The organism is Negadavirga shengliensis (assembly GCF_042652345.1).
GTDB lineage: Bacteria > Bacteroidota > Bacteroidia > Cytophagales > Cyclobacteriaceae > Negadavirga > Negadavirga shengliensis.
On sequence record NZ_JBHSJJ010000004.1, the window covers coordinates 388,229 to 410,001 of the forward strand.

The 21,773-nt window shown below is 45.1% G+C and carries 16 protein-coding genes; 13 read left to right on the forward strand and 3 right to left on the reverse strand.

The window, feature by feature from the left end:
- Positions 1-50: 50 nt before the first annotated feature.
- On the reverse strand, positions 51-389 hold the full coding sequence (locus tag ACFPFU_RS09315) for an Hpt domain-containing protein (RefSeq protein ID WP_377063775.1): 339 nt from the start codon (positions 387-389) through the stop codon (positions 51-53).
- A 547-nt stretch (positions 390-936) separates the two neighbouring features.
- On the opposite strand from ACFPFU_RS09315, the gene ACFPFU_RS09320 reads away from it, so the two are divergent.
- Positions 937-1,584 carry a DUF7255 family protein gene (locus ACFPFU_RS09320; RefSeq protein ID WP_377063777.1) on the forward strand — a complete coding sequence of 216 codons (648 nt, stop codon included), beginning with the start codon at positions 937-939 and terminating at the stop codon, positions 1,582-1,584.
- A 1-nt stretch (position 1,585) separates the two neighbouring features.
- On the opposite strand, the gene ACFPFU_RS09325 is transcribed toward ACFPFU_RS09320, so the two are convergent.
- Positions 1,586-2,206, reverse strand: coding sequence for a deoxynucleoside kinase (locus ACFPFU_RS09325; protein ID WP_377063778.1), 621 nt, complete (start codon positions 2,204-2,206; stop codon positions 1,586-1,588).
- A gap of 13 nt (positions 2,207-2,219) precedes the next feature.
- A complete protein-coding gene (locus tag ACFPFU_RS09330) occupies positions 2,220-3,110 on the reverse strand; it encodes a 3-hydroxyacyl-CoA dehydrogenase family protein (RefSeq protein WP_377063780.1) in 891 nt (296 codons plus the stop codon).
- A gap of 410 nt (positions 3,111-3,520) precedes the next feature.
- On the opposite strand from ACFPFU_RS09330, the gene eat reads away from it, so the two are divergent.
- From eat to ACFPFU_RS09390, 12 genes are all read left to right on the forward strand, one after another.
- Positions 3,521-4,873, forward strand: coding sequence for an ethanolamine permease (eat, locus tag ACFPFU_RS09335; RefSeq protein WP_377063782.1), 1,353 nt, complete (start codon positions 3,521-3,523; stop codon positions 4,871-4,873).
- Positions 4,854-6,218: a glutamine synthetase family protein gene (locus tag ACFPFU_RS09340; RefSeq protein ID WP_377063784.1), complete on the forward strand. Its 1,365-nt coding sequence runs from the start codon at positions 4,854-4,856 to the stop codon at positions 6,216-6,218. Before eat ends, ACFPFU_RS09340 begins: the two co-directional genes overlap by 20 nt.
- A 27-nt stretch (positions 6,219-6,245) precedes the next feature.
- On the forward strand, positions 6,246-7,397 hold the full coding sequence (locus ACFPFU_RS09345) for an iron-containing alcohol dehydrogenase (protein ID WP_377063786.1): 1,152 nt from the start codon (positions 6,246-6,248) through the stop codon (positions 7,395-7,397).
- Positions 7,398-8,162, forward strand: a complete 765-nt coding sequence (locus ACFPFU_RS09350) for a gamma-glutamyl-gamma-aminobutyrate hydrolase family protein (RefSeq protein WP_377063788.1) — start codon at positions 7,398-7,400, stop codon at positions 8,160-8,162.
- On the forward strand, positions 8,159-9,523 hold the full coding sequence (locus ACFPFU_RS09355) for an aldehyde dehydrogenase family protein (protein ID WP_377063790.1): 1,365 nt from the start codon (positions 8,159-8,161) through the stop codon (positions 9,521-9,523). Before ACFPFU_RS09350 ends, ACFPFU_RS09355 begins: the two co-directional genes overlap by 4 nt.
- A 334-nt stretch (positions 9,524-9,857) precedes the next feature.
- Positions 9,858-13,115: a SusC/RagA family TonB-linked outer membrane protein gene (locus ACFPFU_RS09360; RefSeq protein ID WP_377063792.1), complete on the forward strand. Its 3,258-nt coding sequence runs from the start codon at positions 9,858-9,860 to the stop codon at positions 13,113-13,115.
- Positions 13,116-13,134: 19 nt separating this feature from the next.
- The gene (locus ACFPFU_RS09365) at positions 13,135-14,685 is read left to right on the forward strand and encodes a SusD/RagB family nutrient-binding outer membrane lipoprotein (RefSeq protein WP_377063794.1); all 1,551 of its coding nucleotides are present in this window, start codon (positions 13,135-13,137) and stop codon (positions 14,683-14,685) included.
- A 141-nt stretch (positions 14,686-14,826) separates the two neighbouring features.
- Entirely contained in the window at positions 14,827-17,385 is a 2,559-nt protein-coding gene (locus tag ACFPFU_RS09370) for a phosphocholine-specific phospholipase C (RefSeq protein WP_377063796.1), read from the forward strand.
- 298 nt (positions 17,386-17,683) lie between these two features.
- Positions 17,684-18,688 carry a 2-dehydro-3-deoxygalactonokinase gene (locus ACFPFU_RS09375; protein WP_377063798.1) on the forward strand — a complete coding sequence of 335 codons (1,005 nt, stop codon included), beginning with the start codon at positions 17,684-17,686 and terminating at the stop codon, positions 18,686-18,688.
- Complete coding sequence (locus ACFPFU_RS09380; RefSeq protein WP_377063800.1) at positions 18,657-19,307, forward strand: bifunctional 4-hydroxy-2-oxoglutarate aldolase/2-dehydro-3-deoxy-phosphogluconate aldolase; 651 nt, start codon at positions 18,657-18,659, stop codon at positions 19,305-19,307. Before ACFPFU_RS09375 ends, ACFPFU_RS09380 begins: the two co-directional genes overlap by 32 nt.
- A gap of 6 nt (positions 19,308-19,313) precedes the next feature.
- Positions 19,314-20,675 carry a GntP family permease gene (locus tag ACFPFU_RS09385; RefSeq protein ID WP_377063802.1) on the forward strand — a complete coding sequence of 454 codons (1,362 nt, stop codon included), beginning with the start codon at positions 19,314-19,316 and terminating at the stop codon, positions 20,673-20,675.
- A gap of 143 nt (positions 20,676-20,818) precedes the next feature.
- Positions 20,819-21,655, forward strand: a complete 837-nt coding sequence (locus tag ACFPFU_RS09390) for a fumarylacetoacetate hydrolase family protein (protein ID WP_377063804.1) — start codon at positions 20,819-20,821, stop codon at positions 21,653-21,655.
- Positions 21,656-21,773: the final 118 nt, after the last annotated feature.

Here is a 21,773-nt window from a genome sequence, read left to right on the forward strand (position 1 = left end):
CAAATGTTTTGGAGGATGTCCAATAAAACAGTTGATTAATGGAAGGAAATCTATTGATTGATCTTCTCAAGGAAAATTTTGAGTTCTTTTTCCAATGAGTCCAGTTGGTGGAGTAAGGTATTATAATAATAGGGGAATTTCTTCTCGATGTTTTTTTCTATGTTCTCGATGTTATTTTTGACCGTTATGGCACCCAGATAGCTTAACATGGGTTTTGATTTATGGAACTTCTTTTTGATGATGAAAAATTCCTTGTTTTCATAGTGGTGCTCCAGATTTTTGAGATCCTGAATACTGATTTCCAGAACCAATTCGATAATTTCATAAATCAGTTCCGTATCGTGGTCGAAAAAATGATAAATCATGTCGGGTTTGATCAGCTTGTACATAAAAGTGTGCTTAAGAAGTTATCCATTTTATCTGTTTTTAGCCCGACCACACATACCAGCTAATAGTTAACGATTGAACATCTGTTTTTATACGGAGTTGACGCCATTGATTTTGGCTAATAAAAGTAAATTTACTCAAATTCATTTATTTTTAGATGCATGTTGATGAAATTACTTTACAACTTTTAAGCACAGCATTCGGGATGTTCCCATCTGAGATTTTTTAGAACCCGGGCTGCGTCGAATTGGGCGGAAAAGGAACTTTTCTTTATACCGAAACCTTAATAGAACCGATAAGGATATTGGATCAAAAAGGCAACCGTATGGATCGAAATAAACGTAATAAATGGGTGTTCCTCATTTTTGGGCTTATTTTTTTGTTGATTATCGTTATTATTGGTATTGACATGTCGAAGAGGACCACTTTCCCTGAATCTAAAGGAAATTTAAAGGAAAGAATGACTCCCTCTGAATGAAAGTGTATATTTGCAGTTGATAATTATCAACAACCTACCGGTTACGCTGTCGGTTAGCCCTATTTCCATACGTGCATAAGCAAAAAACAGAAACACTCATCCAAGCATTGGACCTGGAAAAAATTGATATAGAGCCAGGCTTTGAACTGGAGGTCCGTCAAAAGCATCTCGAAGGTAAGGGGAAAGAATTATTGAATGAGGTGTATACTGAACTGGGGGGTAATGATAAATCCCCGATACTTGGGCGTCTGAAAATAGATTTTAAAGTAGGCCGGCATTTTTTTGTGTATGACGATGCCTACCATTTCAACAGGTACAGGCTGCAGACGTTGAAGTCGGCCGTGTATTCGGTTTTTAATTTCCAGTGGAAGACCCAATATTTAAGATTATGCCGTAGCCATGAACGCGAATGCCTGCTTTCCGGGCTTCAGGAGAGAATATGGGAAGGCCCTCCCTTGGCAGGGCAGTGCTTCGGTAGATCTGAAGAACCGGGTGATCTTTCCGGAAACGGCTCTTCCGGCTGGAAACTCAATGCTTACAACGATGTCCAGTATGACCTGATCTCAAGACTACAGGGGTACAGGATAATCCGGATTCCGGCTTACGAAAACCTGATGATCGGCGGTTCACTAAAAAAAATAGACCAATTGTTGCTGAGTCCAAATGAAGCGACCCTAAAGGCAATAGCGACCTGGTTATTAAGGAAAACGGCCCATTAGGTTATTTGAATAACCCAAAAATCTCCCGGTCAATTTTTTCCAGGATACCGGAAAAATGTTCCCGGTTGTCCACAAAATCCAATCCATTGACATTGATAACAAGAAGTTTGCCTTTGTCGTATCCCGCGATCCAGTTTTCGTAGTGTGCATTCAGATTTTGGAGATAATCAATGCGGATGGTTTTCTCAAAGTTCCGTCCCCTCTTCTCTATCTGTTCCACCAGTTTGGCGATGTCGGCTTTTAAGTATACCAACAGATCAGGCGGATTTACGTATTTCTCCATAGCATGGTAGAGTTGGAGATAGTTGTCATAATCCCTCGCGGAAATGAAGTGAGACTGGTAAAGGTTGGCCGCAAAAATATGGGCATCTTCATAAATGGTCCGGTCCTGGACAGTAGAAATATGGCTTTCCTGAACCCTTCTGACTTGATTGAAGCGGTTATGAAGGAAATATACCTGAAGGTGGAAGGCCCACTTCTTCATATCTTGATAAAAATCTTCCAGATAAGGATTATCCTCTACCGCTTCAAATTCTGCTTTCCAATCATAATGCTGGGCCAGTTTTTTGACCAAGGTCGTTTTTCCGCTCCCTATATTGCCAGCGATCGCGATGTGCTTCATTTTTAATCGTGGATTATTTGTTAAATCTTTCCGCTATTTTTAATTCCTTCGAACCGGAAGTGTATTGATAAAAGCCCTCTCCCGATTTTACCCCTTTGTGCCCAGCTGCTACCATGTTCACCAACAACGGGCAAGGTGTATATTTGGGTTGCCCAAAGCCTTCATGCAATACCTTCATGATGGAAAGGCATACATCCAATCCGATAAAGTCTGCCAGTTGCAAAGGCCCCATCGGATGAGCCATCCCCAGTTTCATGACAGCATCGATTTCCCCGACTCCGGCCACGCCTTCGTATAAACTGTAAATGGCTTCATTGATCATAGGCATCAGGATTCTGTTGGCAATGAAGCCGGGATAATCATTCACCTCCACAGGTGTTTTTTCTATATTTTTGCTCAACGACATGATCGTTTCAACAGTAGCGCCAGTGGTGGCATAACCCCGGACGACTTCTACCAGCTTCATCATAGGTACGGGGTTCATGAAGTGCATGCCGATTACCTGTTGGGGTCGGGAGGTGCTTGCAGCAATTTTCGTGATGGAAATCGAGGAGGTGTTGCTGGCCAGAATACATGTTTTGGGACAAAAAACATCCAGCTGCTCAAAAATTTCCGCCTTGACGTCAAAGTTTTCAGTGGCCGCTTCAACGACCAAATCGGCATCTTGGGTACTTTCCCGAATATTGGTATAGGTTTTAATCCTTTTTAGTATGGAATTTTTCTCGTCTGAGCGTACCAATTCCTTCCTGATTTGGCGGTCAAGGTTATCGGCGATGGTCGTCAAAGCTTTGGACAAAACCTCTTTTTGGGTATCCAAGAGATTTACATGATATCCATACTGGGCAAAAACATGGGCTATTCCGTTACCCATTGTGCCTGATCCTATCACTGTGATGTTTTTCATAATGCATGCCATGTTTTAAATCAAGCTCAAACTTATTACTTTTTCATGTAAGTTAAGGCGAATCTGAAGTGTTCCGCAATACAGGAACTAAATTACGGATAGTGGATCGAAGGAGGATGCCCGCCGGTGATTTTAGCTGAATAGGGGCTGAGGAAGATAAATCTCATGTTAGAGCGTCATTTATTTTAATATTATTTGATATATTAGAAGGGAAGTTGGTGTATATTTTCGTGTGACCGGGGAGATTGGAATCTGTGTATATTAAGTTAGGGCATATTGGACTATCATCGTTGAATGTGGCAGCAAAATATAGCTTTCGCCTCGATTTAGGTATTCGCACCCGCTCTTATCCGTATGGTCGCCATGGAGGCAATTGGAAATTTTATTTCTAGCAACTATAACAATCATCCATGAGTAAACTTACTGACGGTTCCCAGGAACTAAAAAAAACACTGGGGCCATTTATGCTATGGGGTCTGGGGGTGGGGTATGTGATTTCGGGTAATTATTTTGGATGGAATCTGGGCCTGCCGGAGGGAGGAACGCTTGGAGCCGCCATAGCCATCTTGTTCATCATCATCATGTATGTCACCTTTACCTTCAGCTATACAGAGATGGCCTGTGCCATCCCCAAAGCCGGAGGAGCCTTTTCCTATGCCGAAAGGGGACTGGGTAAAGATTTAGGGTTTCTGGCCGGCATGTCCCAGAACATTGAATTTATATTTGCACCGCCTGCCATAGCCTCAGCCATTGGCGCCTACTTCAGCATTTTTTTCCCAAACCTGGAGGTACTGTGGATTGGCATCTTCGCCTATTTTATTTTCACCGGCCTCAATATTGCAGGTATTCAGTTGGCAGCTTCCTTTGAACTGTTCATCACCATTATAGCTGTTTTGGGGCTGCTGTTTTTTGCGGGCATTACCTTACCTGAATTTCAATTTGAGAACCTGAAAAGCAATGCCTTTCCCAATGGCTACTGGGGGATTGTGGCAGCTATTCCCTTTGCCATCTGGTTTTTTCTGGCAATAGAGGGGGTGGCGAATGTGGCAGAGGAAACCATTAATCCCCAAAAAAACATTCTGATAGGTTTTGGGACAGCCCTGTTGACTTTGGTCATCCTGTGTTTATTGACTTTTTCCTCCGCTATCGGGGTAAATGGTTGGGAGGCCATCGTATATCCTGCTGAAAGTATGGTTGCCTCTGATTCCCCGCTTCCCATGGCGGTGGAGATGGTAGTGGGCCAAAGCCATTATTTTTACCAATTGCTGACTTTCATCGCTCTTTTCGGTCTGGTGGCTTCATTCAACGGGATTATTTTGGCAGCAGGGAGAGCCACTTTTGAATTTGGAAGAGTAGGATATGCACCCAAGGCTTTTGGTAAGGTAAATGGCCAATTCAAAACACCGGCCAACGCTTTGCTGTTCAATATGGTTATCGGCATCGTAGCATTGCTGACAGGGAAAACGGGAGAAATCATTACCATAGCCGTGTTCGGCGCTTTGGGATTATACATCCTTTCCATGGTTTCCTTTTTTTATTTGCGGAAAAAGGAGCCCAATCTCCACCGGCCTTTCAAAGTCCCTTATTATCCGCTTTTTCCGGCCGTGGCTTTGATCATCGCCAGCATTTCTTTAGTGGCGATGATCATGTACAACCAAATGCTGGCGTTGTTATTCTTTGCCATGCTACTCGGCTCATATCTGTTTTTCAGGTTGTTTATCTATGATTCAAAGGATTTGAAATATGAAAAAGAGCAAGGATGAAATAAGGAATTTTCTTAGGGAAAGCCATCACCAAAAAGTCCGGTTGGCCGTTGTGGATATCGACGGGGTGCTTCGGGGCAAGGTAGTTTCAGCGGAAAAATTCATCAGTATTCTTGAAGGGGGCATGGGGTTTTGTGCCGTGGTATTTGGCTGGGACATGGAAGACAAATCCTATGACAATATACAGGTTACCGGGTGGCACACCGGCTACCCGGATTTTGAGGCCCGTGTGGATCCCAACACCATGCGGAAAGTTCCCTGGGACGATGACCTTCCCTTCTTTCTGGCAGACTTCAGTGAGGACAAGGGCCAAGGAGCGGAGGTATGCCCCAGAAGTCTGCTGAAAAAAATAAAAGCCCAGGCGGAGACCGAGGGGTTCAAGGCCCAGTTTTCCCAGGAGTTTGAATGGTTTAACTTTGAAATGACGCCCGAGGCTTTCTATAGCCATGAGGCCGGTGCTGCCAAACCCCTGACACCGGGTATGTTCGGCTATTCCATATTACGGTCGTCCCTGAAGCACGCCTATTTCAACGAGCTTTTTGATCACTGCCATGCCTTCGATGTACCCCTGGAAGGATTGCATACGGAAACGGGTCCGGGTGTATATGAAGCAGCTATTCAATACGCAGATATTCTGCTGGCAGCAGACCGGGCGGCCCTTTTCAAAACATGTGTGAAAGAAATTGCTTATAAACATGGTATTATGGCCACTTTTATGGCAAAATGGACGGAGTCCCTTCCCGGAAACGGCGGTCATGTGCACCAAAGTCTTTGGGATCCGGGATTGGAGAGGAACCTGTTTTATGAGGCTTCGGATTCGAAGGGCATGAGTGCTTTGATGAAACAGTACATAGCCGGGCAACTCCATTGCCTTCCTTATATTCTTCCCATGTTTGCCCCCACCATCAACAGTTATAAAAGACTGGTGGAGGGGGCTTGGGCGCCCACGACCATTACCTGGGCGTTTGACAACAGGACCACGGCCTTGAGGGTGTTGACAGGGAAAGAAAAGTCCACCAGGTTGGAAACAAGGGTGATAGGTTCTGATGTCAATCCCTATTTGGCTATGGCAGCCTGTCTTGCATCAGGCCTCTATGGCATTCGCAAGGGCTTGGACCTGGATAGGCCGGCTACGGTAGGGAATGGTTATGAGGATTACAGCAACGGCTCCATCCCCACCTCGCTGAAAGAGTCAGTGGCTATGATGAAGGATTCAGAGCTTGCCAAAGAACTGTTTGGAGAAATCTTTGTGGATCATTTCTGCAGAACCAGGGAATGGGAATGCCGGGAATTTGCATCGAAAGTGACTGATTGGGAAAGAAAGAGATACTTTGAAATCATTTAAAGAATCAATAAGCATTTAATTACACACATGGATATCCATCAAAAATACAACTTCAGTTTTCCCACGGCCATCCGGTTTGGTGTGGGAGTGATAAAGGAACTGCCCGCTTATCTTAAATCCCAGGATATTGTAAAACCTCTTCTTGTGACAGATCCTACGGTAGCCGGGCTGAGCTTCTTTAAGGAAATAACGGATGAATTGCGGAAGGAGGGCTTTTCTGTTGAGGTTTTTTCGGATGTACAAAAAAATCCGGTGAAATCTGATGTGTTGAAGGGCAAAGCAGTTTATGCTGATGGAGCCAGAGATGCCATAGTCGGTATAGGAGGTGGTGTGGCACTGGATGTGGCACGGGCGGTAGCGCTGAGCATCAATCATCACCGGGACCTTTTTGACTATGATGACCTCATTGGGGGTGACAAATACATCACAGAACCCATTCCCCTTTTGGTTACCGTACCCACCACGGCGGGCACAGGCAGCGAAGTGGGGAGGAGTGCCATCATTTCCGAAGACCAAACGAGGAAGAAAAGGATTCTTTTTTCTCCTAGTCTTATGGCCAAGATGGTATTTGCTGATCCCCAATTGACCATGGATCTGCCGCCCTTTGTGACAGCTGCCACCGGAATGGATGCCCTTACCCATAACATGGAGGCTTATCTCGCCAAAAACTGGCATCCCCTATGCAGTGGTATTGCCATGGAGGGCATACATCTTATTTCTGAGTCGATCGTGAAAGCGACCATCGAGCCGGATCTTGAATCCAGAAGTAAAATGCTGATGGCATCTATAATGGGGGCTGTAGCATTTCAGAAGGGATTGGGTATTGTTCACAGTCTCGCACATCCGCTTTCCACACTGCTGGATACCCATCACGGCTTGGCCAATGCGATCAACCTTCCCTATGGGATGGAATTTAACTATCAAGGGTTTGAATCGCATTTTGATCATATGGCTTACGCGATGGGCATCCCATCAGCCGCCGGAGAAAAAGTATTTCACCATTTATTTGAATTGAACCGTAAACTTGGTCTTCCCACCACGCTGTCGGAGATAGGCGTTGAAGACAAGCATATTGATACCCTGGCTGACTTGGCGATAGCTGACTTTTGTCATCCCAACAACCCCAAGCCTGTGGGTAGAAATGATTTCAGGAATTTATACATTAAAGCGTTGGCATAAATGTTAAAAATAGGAGTCAGTGCGTGTTTCATGTATCCTGATCCAGGGAGAGTGGTTTTTGGGCCCAAGACCTTGGCCTATATAGAATTGGATATGGCGGGGTATTTAGCCCAGAAGGGGGTTTTGCCTGTATTGTTGCCGAATGTAGGAAAGAAAATGCTTGAGGAGATAATGGAAGAAATGGACGGTTTTGTTTTCCAGGGAGGCACAGACCTGGCACCGGAAAGCTACGGAGAAAAACCCATTGTTCCTGGAAAATGGTTGGGGGACCCCTATCGTGATGAATATGAGCTGAAGATTATGGATTTTGCGATTAATAGCAAAAAACCTGTCCTGGCCATTTGCAGGGGTATTCAATTGCTGAACGTTTATTTTGGAGGTACGTTGTATCAGGATATCGCTACCCAATTGCCGCAAGCAAGGATCCACCGGGATGCGGAGGCTTACGATAAGCTGTATCATAGCGTGGAATTGTTGGAAGGAAAAATCCTTGATAAGATCTATGCAGGCGTGAGCGTAAAAGAAAGAAAGGTAAATTCGGTGCACCATCAAGCCATAAAAACCTTGGGCGATGGATTAGAAGTTCAGGCCCGATGTCCGGAAGATGGTGTTCTTGAGGCGGTTAGCCTCCAAAATGAGAACAGGGGGCTGGTGCTTGGTTTACAATGGCACCCTGAGTTCTCGTTAGGTAAAAAAGAGGCCGGCTTAGATCCTTTAAAGTTATATCAATTTTTTCTGGACCGAGTTAAAAAATCATCATTATGAATATCATCAATCCCTATAACGAGGAGGTAATAAAGGTAGTCAACAGCGATACCTTTGAAACCACTTTGTATAAAGTCAGGAAACTAAAGGAAGGACAATCATCCTGGAGCCGGAAACCTGTTGAAGATAGATTGTCGGTCATTGTCCGTTTCGGCGAATTGGTAAAGACACATAGAGAAGAACTGGCCCGCATTCTCACTTCAGAAACAGGAAAGCCAATCCGGCAGGCCTTGAACGAAATCAAAGGGGCACATAATAGAATAGAGCATCTTAAAGCAAACGCGGTAAAATGGCTGCAACCCGAGGTGATGGTGGAAGAAGGTCCAACGAAAGAAGAGATCAGGTACGAGCCGTTAGGGGTAATAGCGAATATTTCCGCCTGGAATTTTCCCTACAATGTGGGGTACAATGTGTTTCTATATGCCCTGGTGGCAGGCAACGCCGTGGCCTATAAACCTTCTGAATATGCCACACTTACCGGATTGAAGTTCCGGGAACTTTTGTGGGAGGCGGGTGTGCCTGAAAACGTCTTCGAATGTTTCGTAGGGCCTGGCGAGGTGGGCGCCTGGCTATTGGATGCTGATCTGGATGGTTATTTTTTCACCGGTTCGTATAAAACGGGCCAATACATCGCCCAAAGAATAGCGCCCAAGCTGGTACCCCTGCAACTCGAACTTGGAGGAAAGGATCCGCTTTATGTAATGGAAGATGTTGAGGATATCAAACAAGCCGCGATCAATGCTGCTGAAGGGGCATTTTACAACAATGGACAGAGTTGTTGTGCCGTGGAACGTATTTATGTGCATGAGCATATTTTTGAGGAATTTGTAAAGTACTTTACAGAGGAAGTGGCTTCTTATAAAATAGGGGATCCCCTGGCTATGGATACTTTCATTGGGCCTCTCACGCGGAAGGATCAACTTTGGATTATTTTAAGGCAAATAGAAGACGCGACCGGGAAAAACGCCAATGTCAGGCTAGGAGGGAAAAGATGGGGAAATACAGGTTATTTTGTGGAACCTACTGTTTTGACTGGAGTGAACCATACTATGGATATTATGAGGGAAGAATCATTTGGTCCCGTTATAGGCATTCAATCCGTAAGCGGAGATGAAGAAGCATTGAAATTGATGAAAGATACGGATTACGGACTTACTGCCGCGGTATTTTCGCGGGATAAATCCAGGGCCACCCAGCTGTTGGAACAGCTTTCCGTGGGCACCGTTTATTGGAATTGTTGTGATCGTGTCAGCCCGAATCTGCCCTGGGCCGGGAGGAAACATTCAGGTCTGGGAATAACCCTTTCCTACCTTGGAATAAGGGCTTTTGTCCAACCAAAAGCTTTTCATCTTAGAGATTAAATATTATTTTAAGTTAATATTATTTTTTATTTAGATGATTTTATAATTAAATAAAGAACTTTCTTTCATGATTAAATTTTTTTGTGGGAATTTTGATTTTGCAAAGAATATTGATTCATATTATTCATATATTTAAGAATAATGAATTAAGTTATCCGTAATATCAGGCCTTTATTTTATAAAAAGGAAATATTGTAAAACAAGGTGCTAATCATCTGCCATTATTAACCGGTTAAGCTGGCGTATGTGAATTTTAACATCAAACCTAAAAAACCTGACCCATTACCCCAACAGGGTTATTACCTCATTATTTACTAAATCCTAAAAAATCACTATGAAAAAAGCCTTACATGTTTTGAAGGGCATCGGTTCGGCGTACATGAAACTTTCGTGCGGGATCGTAGCGCTTTATATGGCATTTTGCGTAATCGAAGCAAATGCCCAGTCAAAAACCATCGGTGGGAATGTCACAGAGAGTTCAGGTGGAGAGCCTGTTGTCGGGGCTTCCGTATTGCTTAAAGGAACGACTAGAGGGACGGTTACCAATATGGATGGAAACTTCCAGCTTGAGGTGGATGGTCCCGAAAGTGTGCTTGTGTTTTCCTATATAGGTTTTCAGACCCTGGAAATACAGGTGGGCAACCAAAATGTCATTAATGTGTCAATGGAATATTCTTCAGAGGAACTTAGTGAAGTGGTAGTAACTGCATTGGGCGTAGAAAGAGAGACCAAAGCATTGGGTTATTCCGTTCAGGCGGTGGATGGGGACAGGTTTACCGAAGCCCGGGAAACCAATGTGATCAATTCACTTAGCGGTAGGGTAGCCGGTGTGCAGATCACCAACTCCAGCAGTGGGGTCGGAGGATCGGCCAGGGTCACCATTCGGGGCGAATCCTCTTTGAATATCAACGCCAATCAGCCCTTGTTCGTGGTCGACGGGGTTCCTATAAGCAATAGCATTATAGGTTCCTCCGGATCGGGCAATCAGGAAGTGGATTACGGTAATGCCGCTGGTGAAATCAATCCGGATGATATTGCCTCGGTCAGTGTGTTGAAAGGGCCGGCAGCCGCTGCGCTGTATGGTTCCCGGGCAGCTAACGGTGCCATTTTGATCACGACCAAGACAGGGAGAACAAAACGGGGGTTGGGCATTACCATCAACTCGAATACCACCTTTGACACACCTTTGAGACTTCCCAAATGGCAGGACAAATATGGCCAGGGAAACAACGGGCTGTTTTCTTTTGTAGACGGGGCAGGTGGTGGACTTGCAGATGGCGTGGACGAGAGTTGGGGCCCGCAAATGGATCAGGGTCAGTTGATCCCGCAATTCGACTCGCCCAGAGATGTGGCCGGATACAGGGGAGGTGACCTGAATGCCCCTGAGGGTAGCACCATACAGCCCACGCCATGGGTATCCCAGCGAGACAATATCAACGATTTTTTTCAGACTGGCGTTACCCTGTCCAATAACGTCGCCATTGCCGCCGGCAGCGAAAAGTCCAATTTCAGATTTTCCTGGACTAATCTGGACCAAAAGGGTACTATTCCGAATACGGATTTAAAAAGAAATACGCTCGCTTTTAATGGAATGACCCAGATTACCGACCGCCTTACGATCAATACGGCTGTCAATTATCAGCGGACATCCAGTGGGAACAGACCTAGCATCAGCTACGGGACGGAGAGTCTGATGTATTTATGGATATGGTATGGAAGGCAAATCAACACGAAGAGCCTGAGGGACTACTGGATGAGGGGAATGGAAGGCAGGCAGCAATTCAATTACAATTACAACTATCACGACAACCCTTACTTCAACGTCTATGAAAACACGAATGGACAAAATAAGGACAGGGTGTTCGGAAACGTGATGGCCAATTATCAGTTTACCGATAATTTAAGTTTGATGGTAAGGACGGGGATTGATTTTTTTAACGACCTTAGGGACAGAAAAAGGGCTTTTAGTACCATGCGTTTTCCCAGAGGAAGCTACCGTGAAGATGCCGTGTTTTTTAGTGAAAGGAACACGGATTTTCTGTTGACCTATTCAGAGACTTCCAAAGAGAAATTTTCATATACGTTCTCCCTGGGAGGAAACCAGATGATTCAGGAAAACAGGTACACCCAGACCATGGCACCACAGTTGTTGATTCCGGAAATCTATAATTTTACCAACACTGCGGTAAACCTTCAGGTAAACCATATGGTCTCTGAAAAAAGGATCAATTCGCTATATGGATTTGGCCAGATGAGTTACAATAATATACTCTTTCTGGATATTACAGGCAGAAATGACTGGTCCAGTACATTGCCGATCAACGGTAACAGTTATTTCTACCCCTCTGCCACATTAAGCGGCATTGTTTCGGACATGATCAGCCTACCGGAAGCCATTTCATTCTTCAAGCTTAGAGCGGCTTATGCAGAGGTGGGTAATGATACCGACCCTTACAGCTTAACCAACGTTTTCAATCCCGGAATCGCATGGGGGTCCGTGCAGACAAAATCCGAATCCAACAGGCTGGCCAACGCGGAACTGAAACCTGAAAGAACCGGCTCGCTGGAGTTCGGAACAGACATCCGGTTTTTGAAAGGAAGGTTGGGATTGGATTTTACTTATTATGACAACCGGACGCGGAATCAGATTATTCCTATAGAGTTGGATATAGCCACAGGCTATGCCAGCAGGATCATCAACGCCGGCGAAATCCAGAACTACGGTATGGAAATCATCGTAAACGGCAGCCCTATCCAACGGGCAAACGGCCTTATCTGGAACGTATCGGCTAACTTCACCCGAAACAGGAGCCGTGTTTTGGAGCTGACTGAAGGTTTGGACACCTATTCGATGGTGGGTAGAAACGGTGCCACCATACAAGCCCGCATCGGAGAAAGAATGGGCAACATCTATGGAAGAGGGTTTGAAAGGGTGAGTGATCCCAACAGTGAATATTACGGTCAGATCATCCATAATACCACTGGTACACCGCTTACGGCCACCACACTGGTAAAACAAGGGAATTATAACCCTGATTGGATGTTGGGTATCCAAAACAATTTCAACTATAAAAGGTTGACGTTCGGATTTCTTTTTGACATCAGGTACGGCGGTATAGTGGTATCCCGCACCAAAACCATAGGGAGTACTTCCGGTCAGCTTGAGGAGACCCTGTTGGGCAGGGAAAACGGTTATGACCTGTCCGTAGAGGGAAACGGGATCATCAGCCCCGGCGTGATCAGGACTTCTGACGGCAGTTTTATACCCAATACCATTAAGATCAGTTCGAGAGATTGGCACAACCGCTATTATGAGAGGAGCAATGTGGAGGCGGCTATGTATGATGCCTCTTTTATCAAATTAAGGGAAGTGACGATCGGGTATAATTTACCCGGAGGTGCATTGCAGAAACTGCCTTTCCAGGAAGCCCGGCTGTCTCTCGTGGCCAGAAACCTGGCTTTGTGGACGGAAAATCCCCATTTTGACCCGGAGACCATGTCTATGAGCGGAGCCACGCTGATTCCAGGAGTGGAGGATATGGCCTTTCCCTCCACCAGAAGTATAGGCATCAACCTTAACTTAAAGTTCTGACCATTAACTGACTGAAATTATGAAATTTATAAAAATAAAGTTCCTCGGTGCGTTGGCTGTTTTGTGTATGTTGACCACCTCCTGTGATAAGGATTTTGAAGAAATCAATCAAAATCCCAATAGCCCGGAAACCGTTTCCTCCGCGTTGTTGCTGCCCAATGTCATCCGAAGTGCGGCCAATGAGATTGTAGGGAAATCCTGGGGAATAGGCAATGTGGTGGTACAATACACGGCTAAAATCCAATTTACCAATGAAGACCGGTACAATTGGGGACCGGAAGGTAATCCGTATAGCGTGTTTTATAACGCACTTAGAGATGTGAACAACATGATCAATATCTCAGGAGAAAGGGGACAAAACAATTATGTCGGCGCTGCCAAAGTGATGAAATCGCTGATGTATGCGTTTATGACAGATGCTTACGGTGACCTGCCCTATACAGAGGCCACCAAAGCCAAAGAAGGTGTCAATTATCCGAAATTTGATCGCCAGGAGGTCATCTATCAAGGGATTTTGGCGGAGCTGGCAGAAGCCAACCAGCTTTTGGGAAGTAGTAGCGAAAACCTGGAAGGGGATATCCTTTTCCAGGGAGATGTGATGAAATGGAGAAAACTGGCCAATTCACTGCGGTTAAGGGCTTTGATGCGGCTCTCGGACAGAATAGATCCTTCTGCGGCCATGCAGGCCATTGTATCGGATCCGGTGAACCATCCCATTATAGGCAGTAACGCAGACAATGCCGCTTTGCAGTACCTCCAAGATGTACCAAATCAACATTATCTGTATACAACAAGGTCCGGTTCTTTTGATGAATACAGATTGAGCACTACCATGGAAGGTGTACTGAAGGCATATAATGATCCCCGGTTATACGCTTATGCCCAACCTACCAATGACAGCGGGGCGGGAATATTAGGAGATCCGGATGATTATGCAGGAGTGCCTAACGGGCTGGCTGACGAAAATGCCTATGGTTACTCACCTTCCGGGGATCCCAACAAAGGCGGCTCCAACTATATCTCCAGAGTAGGTCTGCTATTCTCCTGCTTGACTTGTTCTGAACATGCTTCGCCCGTGGGTTTTCAAACCATGTTGATCAGCTATTCCGAAGTGCAGTTCATTTTGGCTGAAGCCAGGGAAAGGGGGTTTATCAGCGTGGGAGATGCCTCTGTCTATTACCAAAACGGGATAAGGGCTTCCTTTAATTATTATGAAAGTCGCCTTCGAATCGCTAACCTGAACACATTGGCAGATGTTATCCAGCCAGGAGAAGCGTATTTTAGCCAATCGCAGGTCGTTTATGAGGGGAGCCAGGAGGAGAAGCTTCAAAAAATCGGGATGCAAAAATGGCTGGCTTTGTTTTTCAACGGACTCGAAGGGTGGTACGACTGGCGAAGGACAGGGATTCCTGCCATTCAACCTGGTCCGGCAGCCTTTATAGCAACCGTCCCGGTAAGGTTTATGTATCCTACAGGTGTTCAGGCGCTGAATAGAGACAACTATCAGGCAGCGGTAAGCGTCCAGGGGGAGGATAGAATCACCACCAGGGTTTGGTGGGATGTAGAATAGCAAATTAGCCCAGGCGGATTCTTCCCGCCTGGGCTAATTTGTTGATTTGTATCTATCATGGTCTTTAAATAGATTTATCATGTATTATTAATAACTTACCAAACTGTCCAGGGTTTTCATTATTCTATTCTATCATTATTCATGAAAGATTCCAGAAGAGAATTTCTTAAAAAAGCAGCATTGCTTGCCGGAGGTGCCGGCATGTGGAACGTTCTGCCGGCTTCCGTTTACAAAGCCATGGCCATCCATCCGGATCCCGGAACCACTTTTTTAGATGCCGAACATATTGTGATCTTAATGCAGGAGAACCGCTCCTTTGACCATTGTTTCGGAAAATTGAAAGGAGTAAGGGGCTTTAACGATCCAAGAGCAATAAGACTTCCCAACAAAAACCTCGTCTGGCTCCAAAGTGACAAAGCAGGAAACACTTTTGCGCCGTTCCGGTTCAATATCAAAGATACCAAAGCAACCTGGATGAGAGACATACCCCATTCCTGGGAAAACCAGGTGGATGCAAGAAACAATGGAAAATATGATGGCTGGATAGAGGCGAAACGGTCAAGTAGAGAAGAATTTCGTCATATTCCTATGACAATGGGTTTTTACGATAGGGAGGACATTCCGTTTTACTATGCATTTGCTGATGCATTTACCGTTTGCGACCAGCATTTCTGCTCCTCTCTGACCGGCACGACGACCAATAGAAACTATCTTTGGGCAGGAAAGACCCACGGAAGTCCTGAAGAAAAACCCAGGGTCAGGAATTCGGAGCTTACCTATGGTAAAGAAGTGGCTTGGAATACTTTTCCGGAACGGCTTCAGGACAACGGGATCTCATGGAAAGTATACCAGAATGAAGTGAGTATTGACACGCTTCTGGAAGGAGAAGACGTTTCATGGTTGGCTAATTTCACAGACAATAACCTGGAATGGTTCAGCCAGTTCGGGGTTAGGTTCAGCCCGGGGCATTATGAGTATATGAAGTATCAAAGCAAGGAATTGCCCAAAATCATCAAAGATTTAGAGAAAAAGGTTAAAAGCACTGGAGATGAAGAAAAAGAAAGGCTTCAAAAGGAATTGGATGACAAACGGAAACAGTTGGTCTTTATAGAACAAAATTTGAAGAAATTCAACCCTAATACTTTTAATAAATTAAGTGAGAGGGAAAAAGAGCTCCATCAGCGGGCTTTTGCCATCAACAACGAAGATCCTGACTACCATCAAACGGAGATTTTCGAATACGATGACGAAGGGGAGACAAGGGCCACCAAAATTCCTAAAGGCGATATTCTTTATGGTTTCCGAAAAGATGTCAATACGGGAAACCTGCCTGCGGTTTCCTGGCTTGTGGCTCCGCAGAAGTTCTCGGATCACCCCAGCGCCCCGTGGTATGGGGCCTGGTATGTCTCTGAGGTACTGGAAATCCTCACCAAAAATCCGGAGGTCTGGAAAAAAACCATCTTTATCCTGAATTATGATGAAAATGACGGATATTTTGATCATATTCCTCCTTTTGTACCACCAAAACCGGGAGATGAAAGTACCGGAAAAATGTCCGCAGGCCTGGATGCGACAGGCGAATATGTAACGCTTCAGCAAGAGCAAAACCATCCGGGAATGAAACCTGAAAACGCCAGGGAAAGTCCGGTTGGATTGGGCTATAGGGTCCCATTGATTGTGGCATCTCCATGGAGCCGTGGCGGATGGGTCAATTCGGAGGTATGCGATATTACTTCCACCATCATGTTGATGGAGAAATTTCTGAGTCATAAAACCGGAAAGGAAATCAAAGAAACCAATATCAGCAGTTGGAGAAGAAATGTCTGTGGAGACCTGACTTCCGTCTTTAGGCCTTACAATGGCGAGCCCTTGGAAAAACCCGAAGCGGTGGACCTGAAGGAGCATGTGCAAACAATTTACAGCGCCGGTTTTAAAGATTTACCCAACAACTTCAAACCGCTGAACGATCAGGAAACCCAGCAGGTAAATGCCAACCCTGGAAGTTCCCCGTGGATGCCCAAACAGGAAGCCGGAACAAAACTGGCGTGTAGTCTTCCTTACGAGCTTTATGTGGATGGCAGTGTACGGGGTTCACGCAAATTTGGAATTGATTTCCGGGCGACAAAGGAGATTTTTGGTGAGAAAGCCAAAGGAGCACCTTTTCATGTTTATGCACCCGGGAGTTACCGGCAGACAGCCGGTGGCTTTTCGCCTGTCCGCACTTGGTCTTTGGCGGTAAAGGCAGGGGACCATTTGGCTTATGAATGGCCGCTGGAAGATTTTGAAGGGGAGTTTTATCATCTTCAGGTATATGGTCCCAATGGATTTTACCGCGAGTTTAAAGGAAATAAAGTAGGCCTTTCTGTTTCTATGGAAAGCCAGAAGATAAGTGGCAACCTGCTGACTTCAAATGACCATTTCAGGTTGAAAGTTAAGAATCCAAACTTTCAGCCAATTACGCTGTTTGTGGAGGATTTATCCTACAAAAATGGCAAAACATCCACTAGAGTCGGCCCGCGGATGCAGGAGAACATATCCATTCCGACGGCCAGAAGTTATGGTTGGTATGACTTCGCCGTATCGATGGAGGAGGAGCCGGCCTTTTTAAGGAGATATGCAGGCAGGATAGAAAACGGGAAAGCCGGGAGAACCGATCCTTTGATGGGGATGGAAGTTGATGAATTGAAGCGAAAAGTCTGAAATTCTTATTTTTTTGGAATGAAAAACCTACCCGTTCCCTATTTACCGTTTGGGAAAATATAGGGAACGGGTAACCGGCCCATTGCTTGGTTCCAGTGTCTTGGCTTTTTTCGGGCTTTTTATAACCATATTATTCCGACAATCTTATTATTTATAATTTAATTTTTTAATTTCATCCGCGAATATGTTTAATCTTATTTGATCTTAGAGAAATTAGTTTCTTGCTGTGATCTATATCAATCCTATTAACCGCTGGATAACAAGGGAGAATTGATTATTAATTAGAATAGAAGCTTTTATGATTAAGTTTTTGAGTTGTGATTGGGGCACTTCTTCATTTCGACTTCGATTGGTCAGTGTGGCGGACATGTCAACTGTCGCCTTCTACAGCAGCAAAGCAGGGATAAATAAAGTCTTTACAGAATGGAACACGTTATCGCAAAAGGATGCTCCCAGAGTAGGATTTTATTATGCCAGGATATTGAAAGGAATAGAGCATCTGGAAAAGGAGACAGGGAAGGATCTCTCAGAACTGCTGATCATCTGCTCCGGGATGGCTTCTTCCAGTGTGGGGATCCGTGAGCTTCCCTATACTTCTTTGCCGTTTGACGTCAGGGGAGAGGGGCTTGAAATGCATCTTTTTCCACTTTCAGAAGAAAGGAGACAGTCTTTGCTTCTGCTGTCAGGGTTGAGAACCGAAAATAATGTCATGAGGGGAGAGGAAACCCAATTGGTGGGGATCATTACCCAAATGAAGGATTTTGGTGGTGATGGCCAGTTCATTTTTCCCGGAACCCATTCCAAGCATATCACTGTCCAAAACAGCAAGGTAACAGGCTTTCACACCTGTATGACCGGGGAGCTTTTTTCATTGTTGAGCCAACACAGCATTTTGGCCAACAGCGTTGCTGAGGGACTCTCCTTATCGGATGAAGCTGGCCGCAGGGCTTTTAAAAAGGGAGTTTTGGAAGGTGCCGCCCATCCTATCATCTCCCGGCTTTTTCACGTCAGGACCAATGAACTTTTCAAGTACTTGAAAAAGGAAGAAAACTATCATTATTTAAGTGGTTTGCTCATCGGTGGCGAACTTGGTATTTTGGCAGTTCGTCAAAATAAACTACCCCTTTTTGTCTGTCCGGACAATAACCTTTATCAACAGTATTCCCTGGCCCTGGAATGCCTGGGAATTGATTGCGGGATAATTTCACCCTCGCTTGTCGAAGGTGCTGTTGTCCATGGTCAGTTTAAGATATTCAATCAAAATTTAAATCATGAAAGAAGCATTTTCCTGGGAAGCTTTTAAAGCTGCCCCTGTTGTATCCATATTTAGAAATCTACCCTCAGAGGCGCTGCTAGAAGTGGCTTCCTGCTTTGCGGAAACAGGCATGTCCACCATGGAAATCACCCTGAATTCTGAAAATGCGTTGCAGGATATCCGGACTTTGGTTGACCGGTTTGGGACCAGGCTGAATATCGGCGCGGGTACGGTATGTGATCTCGAAGGAATGGAGGCAGCATTGGAAGCCGGTGCGCAGTTTGTCGTGATGCCTATTGTAGATGAAGATGTTATTGGTCATTGCGTTTCGTGGGGAATTCCGGTTTTTCCGGGTGCCTATACTCCCACGGAGATATATAGAGCGTGGAAACTGGGGGCGTCTATGGTCAAAGTCTTTCCTGCCAATGATTTGGGACCAGGCTATATCAAAGACGTTTTGGCACCCCTCAATAAAATAGCATTGATGCCTACCGGAGGGATAACCAAGGAGAATATGGGTGATTTTTTCAAAGCCGGGGCAAAGGCCATGGGAATAGGAAGCAGCATCGTTCCCAAGTCATTCATTGATGGCAGGGATTGGGAAGGCTTAAAACATTATCTCAACGAATTTTACACCCATCTTCAAACCGTCAAAAGCAGCTTTTAGCCCATCATGGATCAAACAATATACCTATTTATAATAACCACCTTATCGATTTTTTTACTTTTAGTTCTGGTAATGAAAATAAAGGTCCATGCCTTTATTTCCTTGCTTTTGGCCAGTTGTTTTGTGGGTCTTGCCGCCGGCATGCCTTTCATGGACTTGATAGCCAGCCTTCAAAAAGGGATGGGGGATATCTTAGGATTCATCACCATTGTGGTAGGCTTGGGGGCCATATTGGGCAAATTGCTCGAAGTATCCGGGGGAGCCCAGACTTTAGCCCATTTTATAATAAAAGGATTTGGAGAAAAAAGAACCACCTGGGCATTGATGTTAACTGGGTTTATCGTTTCAATTCCGGTTTTCCTGGATGTTGGCTTCATTATTCTTATTCCGTTGATATATGCCTTGACAAAAAGATCGGGACTTTCTTTACTGCATTTTGCCGTTCCTTTGCTTGCGGGAATGGCTGTAACCCATGCCTTTATTCCCCCTACACCCGGACCGGTGGCAGTTGCGGAAATCATTGATGCCTCTCTGGGATGGATGATAATTTTCGGCTTTGTGGTGGGTGTGCCCTGTGCTGTGCTTGCAGGGCCGGTATTTGGCAGGTACATTTCCAATAAGATATATGTACCCATACCCCAACACATTGAATTCAAGGGGGAAGTAGACACCAGGTCCACGCGATCCGATTTTTTGATGATCGCCTTTGTCATTACCCTGCCTTTGTTTCTGATCCTGATTGCGACCACCTGTGGGATGATGGTGAGGACGGGATACTTCGCTCAGGATAATTTTATGGTTGATTTTCTTCAGTTTCTCGGACACCCTTTTATTGCCCTGGCCATTGCTACCCTGATAGCCAGTTATTTCTTGGGATTCAAAAAAGGATTCAAGCCCAAACAGCTGTTGGAGTTTTCTGATAAGGCATTGGCGCCGGCGGGTTTGATCATCGTGATAACAGGCGCGGGAGGAATGTTCAAGCAGATACTGGTGGAAAGCGGGGCAGGGGAGGCGTTGGCCCAGGTGTTTATTGATTACAATGTTGCCCCCATTGTCATGGCCTATATAATAGCGGTGATCATCAGGGTAATCCAAGGCTCTGCCACAGTGGCCATGGTGACGGCGGCCGGAATGATCTCTCCGGTAATCATAAGTATGGATTTGTCCGATCCCATGAAGGCTTTGATCGGCATCGCCATTGCTTCGGGCTCTTGCATTTTGTCCCATGTCAATGACAGCGGGTTTTGGCTTGTCAAAAAATATCTTGATATTTCAGAGAAACAGACCTTACAGACTTGGACAGTTTTAGAAACCATTATCTCGCTCACAGGCTTTGTGCTGGTCCTCGTGCTTTCGTTTTTCTTCTAGGTTAATTATCTTGTAACCTCTGCTAACCCATATAACATATGAAACCAAGATGACGCAAGCGACACACAGAGGAATGCCCCGATAGCTATCGGGGGGGAGAGATGCGAGATTCCATCTGACCTTAAAAAAACAATTATAATCATATGAAACTTTACAGAACTAAAAAAGGCATTCTTATTGAAAATGAAGGAGCCTATTATGCACCGAAGGAACCTTCTTGGGACAAATTCTTAAATGATGATGACCTGTTTGACAAAATGCAGGCATGTATCAGAGATTCCCCTCCTGACCCCGAAGGTGCAGAGAAAATCAAAGATTTTTTACTTCCTCCCGTTGAAAACCAAGAGATATGGGCAAGCGGGGTGACTTATTTTAAAAGTAAGCTGGGCCGGCAGGAAGAATCAAAAGACAGTGGGGGAGGGACCTTTTATGAAATGGTCTATAATGCCGAGAGACCGGAGCTTTTTATGAAAGCCACAGGATCCAGGGCCAGGGGACACGGTGATAAAGTAAGAATCAGAAAAGATTCCACCTGGGACGTACCCGAGCCGGAATTAACCTTAGTGATGTCCTCATCAGGCAAAATCATAGGCTACACGATAGGAAATGACATGAGCTCCAGAAGTATAGAGGGTGAGAATCCGCTGTATCTTCCACAAGCCAAAATATACGACGGAAGCGCGGCTGTAGGTCCTTGTATTTACGTGACCGATCAGCCCCTCCCGTCAGGTACTACCATACATTTGGAAATAAGTAGGAATGGAAGTACGGTTTTTAGTGAGCGTATTGCTATTTCCCAAATAAAACGCGAGTTCACCCAATTGGCCGGCTTTTTATACAGGGAATACACTTTTCCTCACGGCAGTCTGCTGATGACAGGTACGGGTATTGTGCCTGACAGCACCTTCACCCTACAAAGCGGTGATAAAATAAAAATCAGTATCGATGGCATCGGTACTTTGGTGAATACCGTGGAATGAGATTGATTTTACAATTGCCTTCGAATTACATGGGGGACGATTTGTCTTGTATTAAAATTTGAACTATAGAAAGTACACTGAATGAGGTGAATGATGATTGTGATACCGCAACAGCCTC